This is a genomic window from Actinoplanes sp. NPDC048791, assembly GCF_040650095.1.
Lineage (GTDB): Bacteria > Actinomycetota > Actinomycetes > Mycobacteriales > Micromonosporaceae > Actinoplanes.
The window spans coordinates 1-7073 of sequence record NZ_JBEZGQ010000408.1 but is presented as its reverse complement, the minus strand read 5'-3'; the positions used below and the strand labels follow the sequence as shown (position 1 = coordinate 7073).

Annotated in this window: 4 protein-coding genes; all 4 read right to left on the bottom strand. The window is 71.7% G+C overall.

Annotated elements, in window-relative coordinates; translation table 11 throughout:
* Positions 1-21: 21 nt before the first annotated feature.
* On the bottom strand, positions 22-1089 hold the full coding sequence (locus tag AB0C29_RS26130; RefSeq protein ID WP_360825095.1) for a glycoside hydrolase family 6 protein: 1068 nt from the start codon (positions 1087-1089) through the stop codon (positions 22-24).
* A 3-nt stretch (positions 1090-1092) separates the two neighbouring features.
* Positions 1093-3042: a galactose oxidase-like domain-containing protein gene (locus tag AB0C29_RS26125; RefSeq protein ID WP_360825092.1), complete on the bottom strand. Its 1950-nt coding sequence runs from the start codon at positions 3040-3042 to the stop codon at positions 1093-1095.
* Positions 3039-4868: a glycosyltransferase family 2 protein gene (locus AB0C29_RS26120; RefSeq protein ID WP_360825089.1), complete on the bottom strand. Its 1830-nt coding sequence runs from the start codon at positions 4866-4868 to the stop codon at positions 3039-3041. Before AB0C29_RS26120 ends, AB0C29_RS26125 begins: the two co-directional genes overlap by 4 nt.
* Before the next feature lie 83 nt (positions 4869-4951).
* A complete protein-coding gene (locus AB0C29_RS26115) occupies positions 4952-6748 on the bottom strand; it encodes an enoyl-CoA hydratase-related protein (RefSeq protein ID WP_360825086.1) in 1797 nt (598 codons plus the stop codon).
* Positions 6749-7073 lie beyond the last annotated feature (325 nt).

The window sequence follows — 7073 nt, the reverse complement described above, 5'->3', positions numbered from 1 at the left end:
GGAGCCGGTGCCCGCGGCTCGTCAGGAGCGGGAGCCCGCCAGATCGAGCGCGTACTCCGGCCACCACTCACCGGCCGGCGGCGCGCCGTTGCCGCAGGCGCCGTCGGACTCACCCGGGCGTTTGATCCACAGGTACGCGTCGGCCAGCGGCACGCCGGTCCGGGTGGTCGGCGCCTCGCCGAGCGCCCGTCCGGGCGGATTGCACCAGTGCCGGTCGCCGCCGCCCTTCTGGGCCGGCCCGTTGCCGTTGCGGCTGGTGTCCACGACGAAATGCGCGCCGCTGAGCAGCGCGGACAGTCGGGTGCCGTAGGCCAGGTTGTCCGCCGTGGTCTCGAAGTTGGCCACGTTGAGCGAGAAGCCGGACGCCCGCGCGATGCCGGCCCGGCGCAGGGCAGCGGTCAGCCGGGACGGCTGCGTGATCCACGTCGGGTTGCCCGCGTCCAGGTAGACCAGCACGCCGGGCACGGCCCGCAACGCGTCCACGGCGTCGGCGAGCAGGTCGTAGCGCTCGGCCGTGGCGTCCTCGTCCAGGCAGCCCTGCACCGCCTGCGGGACGGCGTCGGGTTCGAGCACGATCAGCGCCTGGTGACCGCGGAGGGATCCGGCCAGGGTGCGTACCCAGGCCTGGTAGTCCGCGGCGTCGGCCGCGCCGCCGGCCGACTGCCCGGAGCAGTCCCGCTCCGGGATGTTGTAGAGGGTGAGCACCGGCAGCCGCCCGGCCGCGGTCGCGGCCGCGACCAGCGTCCGGGCCCGTTCGGCGTAGCCCGGGGCCGCGTCGGCGAACCAGGTGGCGGTGGGCTGGTCGGCGATCCGCCGGATGGCGGTGATCTCACTGGTACGCCCGGTGCCCTGCCACGCCGTGAGCTGGTTCACCGCCGCACCGTTGGGATCGACGTACAGCTCGCGGTCGCTCAGCCGCCCGCCGGACCCGGCGGCGTCACCGGATCGGACGGCCGCCGGACCGAGCACCACGGGGGAGTCCGCACCGCGCCGCGCGAGCACCACGATGGCGGCCATGACGAGCACGAGGGCCAGTCCGGCCACGGGCAGCGCCCAGCGGCCCCGCGTCGGGGTGGCGTGTTTCGGCATCCCTCAGCGCACCCGCACCCAGCGGCCGGTCGACGGCACGCCCTTGTCGTCGACCAGGAACAACATGTACCAGCCCGAGGGCACGAGGCCCCTGGCCTTCGGGATGGACAGGGCCACACCGTTCGCCGACGGGGTCACGTCGAGCGCGACCGAACGCTGGTCGACGTCGGTGACGTGGGTGACCGCGCTCGGCCGCAGCAGCCGGGCCGCGCGCACGCGACCGGCGTCCGGGGTGGCGAAGTCGACCGTCGTGCCGCGCTGCACCGAGGACGGTCCGGCGCCGACGACCGGGCGGCGGCCTTTGAACAGGTACGGCGGTGAGTACACCTCGATGCGCTGCTCGAAGCTCCCCGGGTTCTTGCCGGCCGGGTCGTAGAGCGGGTCGCTGCCCATCGTGATGACCCGGCCGTCGGGCAGAAGCAGTGCCTCGGAGTGGTAGTTGCGGCCGATGGTCGACTCCGCGGCGGTCTCGAACCGGTCGGCCGCCGGCCGGTAGATCTGCACGTTGAACAGGTCGCTGCGGGTCCGGCCGCGGTACTCGCCGCCGCGGTATCCGGACGAGCCGCCGGTGGTCAGCACGGTGTCGTCGGGCAGCAGCACAGTGCTCAGATAGCGCGCCGGCTGCGGCAGATCCGGACCGGGCCGGTACGCGGGCGCCGCCTCGTCCAGGTCCGCGATGGCCGTCCGCCGCGTGGACACGGCCGACTCGCCCACCTCACCACCACCGAAGATCATCACCCGCTGGTCCTGCGCCGGGGGCAGCAGCACCGACGAACTCGTCTCGGTCATCCGCGGGTCCCGCAGCCCCGGCACCACCTGGAACTTGTTCTTCGTCAGGTCCCACAGCCCGGGCGTACGGCCGATGGTGTCCGAGCCGTAGCCGGAGTTGGAGCCGGAGAAGAACAGCCGGCCGTCGCCCATCAGGTGCAGCGCGGGATAGGTGGGGAAGACCCGCTTGAGCTTCGGCGCGTCGACCCAGCGCTGCTGGTCCCGGACGTACCGCTCGTTGTCGCCGGGCAGCATCCGGCCGAACTCGTCCAGTCCGGACACCGCGAGCACGTCACCGTTGGGCAGCTCGGCCAGCGTCGGGTACCAGCGGCTCTTGACCATGTCGCCGGTGCGCACGTACCGCTCGGTCCGCGGGTCGAACTCGTAGGAGGTCTTGTCGCCGCCGTATTCCTGCTTCTCCCGGGTGATCTTGTCGGAGACGCCGTAGATGTTGCGCCGGTCCAGGCCCTCGAGCCCGGCCAACGCGTACTGGGCCGGGTGGTCCACCACCGCGGCGTCGCCCTCGGCCTCGGCGTCGACCCACACCTCGACCTCGCCGGCGTGGGTCATCACCTTGTCGCCGTGCTTCATCGCGGTCGCGGCCGGCACGGTCACGTCCGTACGGGTCAGGTAGACCTTGCCGTCCGCGCCGGTCAGCCGGGTGCCCTTGGGGAAGGTCCGGGGACCGCCGGCCGGCGACTCGTTCTTGATCTTCATGACGCCGGCGGCGTGCGTGATGTTCTTCGCCAGCACCTCGTACGACTTCGTCCCGCCCGCGATCAGCAGATTGCCGTTGGGCAGGAACGTGTGCCCGGCGCAGAACACGTCGGTCGGCGTGGGCACCTCACTGAACGCGTCCCGTGCGGGGTCGTAGAGCACCGAGCGGAACGTGCCGGCCTCGAAGTTGTCCCGGTTGTTGCCGCTGCCCGCGACGATCAGCACCTTGCCGGTGCTCAGCAGCGCCGCGTGGATCGCGTTGACCCGGAAGCCGGGCGGGACAGGCAGTTGCGCCCAGTGGCCGTACTTCTCCTTGTAGGACTGGCGGTTGATGGTGAAGTCGTGCAACGCGTTCGAGCCGAACGCCACCACGGGCCGGTTGACGAAGACGACCAGGCCCAGGACGACGAGGCCGATCAGTCCGCTCAGCAGGCGGCGCAGCAGCGACGGGCGGGGGCGGGGCTTCATACGTAGGTCTCCACAGGTTCGGCGGCGGACTTCTTCTCTGGGGTTCCGCCGGGCGCGGTCGGGGCAGCCCGGCGGCGCTGGTACTCCTGGCCGGCCCAGATGGCCGGCGGCATCAGGCAGATCACGAGATTGAGGCCGGGCCACAGCCACATCGCGCCGTCGACGTGCCCGCCGATCGGCGCGCAGATGAGCAGCACCAGATAGAACGCGGCCCAGCGCAGGCCCGGCCCGAACGTCAGCAACCGGTCCGGGCTGGCCGAGTCGCCCTTGGGCGTCACCACGAAACCGGTCTGCCGGCGCAACAGCGAGCTCAGGTACGACGAGACGTAGACCGGAGTGGACAGTGTGGACATCAGCATGCCCTTGAGCCCGGACGAGCCGGCCTCCTCGTGCGGGCTGGTGTTGTGCCGGCGGTTCCACACGTACAGGCCCAGCTGGAACAGGGCGGCGTCCACATAGAGCATCAGCCACACCTCCTGCGGCACCTGGACACCCTTGGCCCCCAGCACCAGATAGCAGACGGCGTTGAGGGCACCGAGCAGCCAGGCCAGCGCGGTCAGCGGGTAGTACGACATCAGCAGCGCGTAGTGCAGCGCCCGCCGGAAGCCGAGCCGCCACATCACCTTGACGAACGACGTGACGACGACCTCGTCCGTGCCCCGGGACCACCGGTGCTGCTGGGTGAAGTAGTCGGTCCACGACGACGGTCCCTCGCCGACCGCGAGCACGTCCGGGGTGTAGACCGAGCGCCAGCGCTTGCCGGAGTGCGGGTTGCGGCCGCTGTGCAGCACCAGGCTGGTGGCCATGTCCTCGGTGATGGAGTCCTGCAGGCCGCCGATGCTGCGCAGCGCCGAGATGCGCACCGCGTTGTTCGTGCCGACCAGCATCGAGACGCCGAGCCGGTTGCCGGCCCGCTGCAGCAGCGAATGGAACAGGTACTGCTGGGACTCGGCCCAGCGGGTCACCACGTTGTCGTAGTTGCCGTAGATCTGCGGGCCGACCACGAACGCCACGTCGGGATCGCGGAAGTAGCCGAGCAGCCGCTCGCAGAAGTTGGGCATCGGCACGTGGTCCGGGTCGACCGAGACGAAGACGTCGTAGTCGTCGCCGTGGTCGCTGACCCACGAGTTGTAGTTGCCGTGCTTGGTCTTCGCCTTGAACGCTCCGGCCGGGGTGTTGAACTCGGCGCGGCCACGCCGGCTGAAGTGGTGCACGCCGATCCGCGCGCACATGGCCTTGACCTCGTCGTCGTCGCCCTCGTCGAGCAACCACACGTCGTAGCGGCCGGGGTGGCGGATCGCACGGGCCGCGCGCAGGGTCCGCTCGACCATCTCGACCGGTTCCTTGCCCGGCACGATGGTGGTGAGGAAGGCGACCCGCAGCGCCCGGTCCGGCACCATCGGCACCGGATCGCGGGCCCAGAGCGTGGCCAGGCACAGCGTGAAGACGTTGACCAGCCGGAACAGCTCGATCAGGCCGGTCGCCGCGATCATCACGACGGTGGCGGCGTAGAGCCACGGCTGCATCCCCGCGTCCGGGATCTCCATCGAGGACAACAGCCACGCGAAGAACGTGGTCTCGAAGGTGAAGGCGAACAGCGTGATCAGCACGGTGGTCAGCGGCCGGCGCCGGGCCAGCGGGCGCATCCTGACCCGGGCCGGGCCGGGGGCGGGCACCTCCGCGGGGCCGGCGAGCACGCTGTAGCTGCTGTACTCGTACTTGCCGGGCAGCAGGACGGTGGGGTTGTTCAAAGCGCGCACGAGGGCGGGATCCACGGCCGCTCGCGGTGCGGGAACGGGGTGCGGTGGCGGAACGGGGTCGCTCATCGGCGTCCTCTCACAATCGGACCCGGGCATGGCGGTGTCGGCGAGAACGCCCGGAGGCGCTCGCCGGAGCCGAGCAGGCAGCGTCAGGCGGACAGCGGCACGGCTGAGCGCACCCGCACCTGGGTGTCGGCCGCACTTCCGCCACTGACCCGCGGCCGGTTGAGCTGGCGGGGACGGGCCGCGGCCTGTTCCGTGCGTGGACTCGGCAGCAGGTGGGCCGGCGTCGAGGCCGGGCGCAGCTTGCCGACGAAAGCCTTACGGGCGGCGGCGAAACCGGACCGGTCGCCGAACATGTCGCTGCTCATCTCCGCGAGCTCGCGCGCCTCGTAGACGTCCAGCGGCACGCGTTCGGCGGCGAGCCGCTTGGCCTTCGCGGACTGCCGGCGGCGGGCGTCACGGGCCTCGGCGTGCCGGCCGGCGAGTGCGGTGAGCCACTCGGTGTACGCCTCGGGGTGGCGCGGGCCGACCTCGTCGACCAGGCCCAGCGACGCCGCCTGCTCGGCGCTGACCGGCAGCTTGGCGTCGATGAGGCGCTGCGCGGTGTCCGCCCCGACACGGCGGGGGAGCGTGTACGTGTGCAGCTCGGAGCCGTACAGGCCGATGTCGTAGTAGGGGTTGAGCACGATGCCACGGCGAGCGGCCACGATGTCGGCGCCCAGGCCCAGCATCACGCCACCGGCGCCGGCGCTGCCCGCGTACGCGGCCACCACGACCTGCCGGGGGCACGAGATGATCTCGCGGCACACCGCGTTGATGGCCTTGATGTTGGCCCAGGCTGCGGCGGCCGGATCGGCGGCGGCGTCGATCGCCGTGAGGTGGATGCCGTTGCTGAAGGCGTCGGTGCCGCTGCGCAGCACCAGCACCCGGGTGTCCTGGGCCGCGGCGTGCCGCAGCGCGGCCAGCAGCCGCCGGCAGTGCCCGGTCGACATCGCGCCGTTGTAGAAGTCGAAGGCCAGCCAGCCGACCGGCCCGGTCCGCCGGTAGCGCACCTGCCGGTACGAGGGTCCCTCCGGTTCCGTGCCCGGGGGCAGCGGCGAGTCAGGTACGTCGTGCAGCCGCTTACCGAGCAGCGTGGTGGCGGGCAGCTTCACCTGTCCCGGGCGGCTCGCGTCACGCAGCTGACCCAGCCACAGGCTGCCGTCTCCGGTGGCCACCAGCACAGCACCCTGGCGGCGGCTCAGCACGGTGCCGGGACGGGCACCGCGGGCCAGCCCGGGATGCGCGTCGTACGCGAACACCTCCAGCCCGCCCACCGTGGTCCGTACGCCCGGAGCGCCGTCGGCCGCGCGGATCCGCCGCAGGATCTGCTCGCTGGACAGCGACCACTCGAACGCCCGGTCGGCCTGCTTCATCACCGGGCGGGCCCGGGTGCCCGGCACCTCGATGGTCATCTCCGTGGCCGGCACCGGGCGGAACCCCGGATCGGCCGCCTTGGCCAGGACCTCGAAGACGCACTCCATCGCCGCGTCGGCCACCGGTCCCTGGTAGAGCGAGGACTTGCGCGGGGCGCCGACGGGCATCGGGAACGTACGGGTGGCCCAGATCGGACCCGCGTCCATCTCCTGCACGGCCTGCAGCGCGGTGACCCCCCAGGTGGTCACGCCCTCGGTGATCGCCCAGTCCAGTGACGACGGGCCCCGGTCGCCGACCGGCCCGGGGTGGATGATCACCGTTCGGTACTTGCGCCAGACCTGGGCGGGGACCCGGTCCTTGAGGTACGGGCACAGGATCAGCTCGGGTTCGGCCGCGGCGACGCCGTCGATGATGTCCTGCGCGCCCGTGGCGAGCAGCACCCCGACGTCGTGGCCCGCCTCCCGCAGCGCGCACCAGGCCCGCTGGCTCAGACCGTTGAACGCCGACACGAGCAGCAGAACCCGCACATTGCCTCCCCAGACAATTCCCCCAACGACCCGCGGGCAGTCTTTGCCACCTCTTTGTCGTTATGTCGGACATGCTGTCCGATAGCGGTCCACGGTCCCGATGGTGTCGGACGGCGGACTAAGCTTTGGGGCATACCCCCCGTCCAACTGGCGTCGGGGTTTTTCGATGTGCCTCACGGGAGTCTTTTTCCATGCGACCTGATGGATCTTCGCGGAAGTTCCTCCCATGCAGCTGAGTGGCCTGATCCCGGCCGCCCTGCGCGACCGCGGGCTGGCCCGGGCCCGTGACCTGGCCCGCAAGGGCGGCGCCGACTCCGACGCGCTC

What these genes read in the sequence shown, in the direction of transcription:
- AB0C29_RS26130 (WP_360825095.1), bottom strand. Translation starts at nt 1,089, where the DNA reads ATGCCGAAACACGCCACCCCGACGCGGGGCCGCTGGGCGCTGCCCGTG.
- AB0C29_RS26125 (WP_360825092.1), bottom strand. Translation starts at nt 3,042, where the DNA reads ATGAAGCCCCGCCCCCGCCCGTCGCTGCTGCGCCGCCTGCTGAGCGGA.
- AB0C29_RS26120 (WP_360825089.1), bottom strand. Translation starts at nt 4,868, where the DNA reads ATGAGCGACCCCGTTCCGCCACCGCACCCCGTTCCCGCACCGCGAGCG.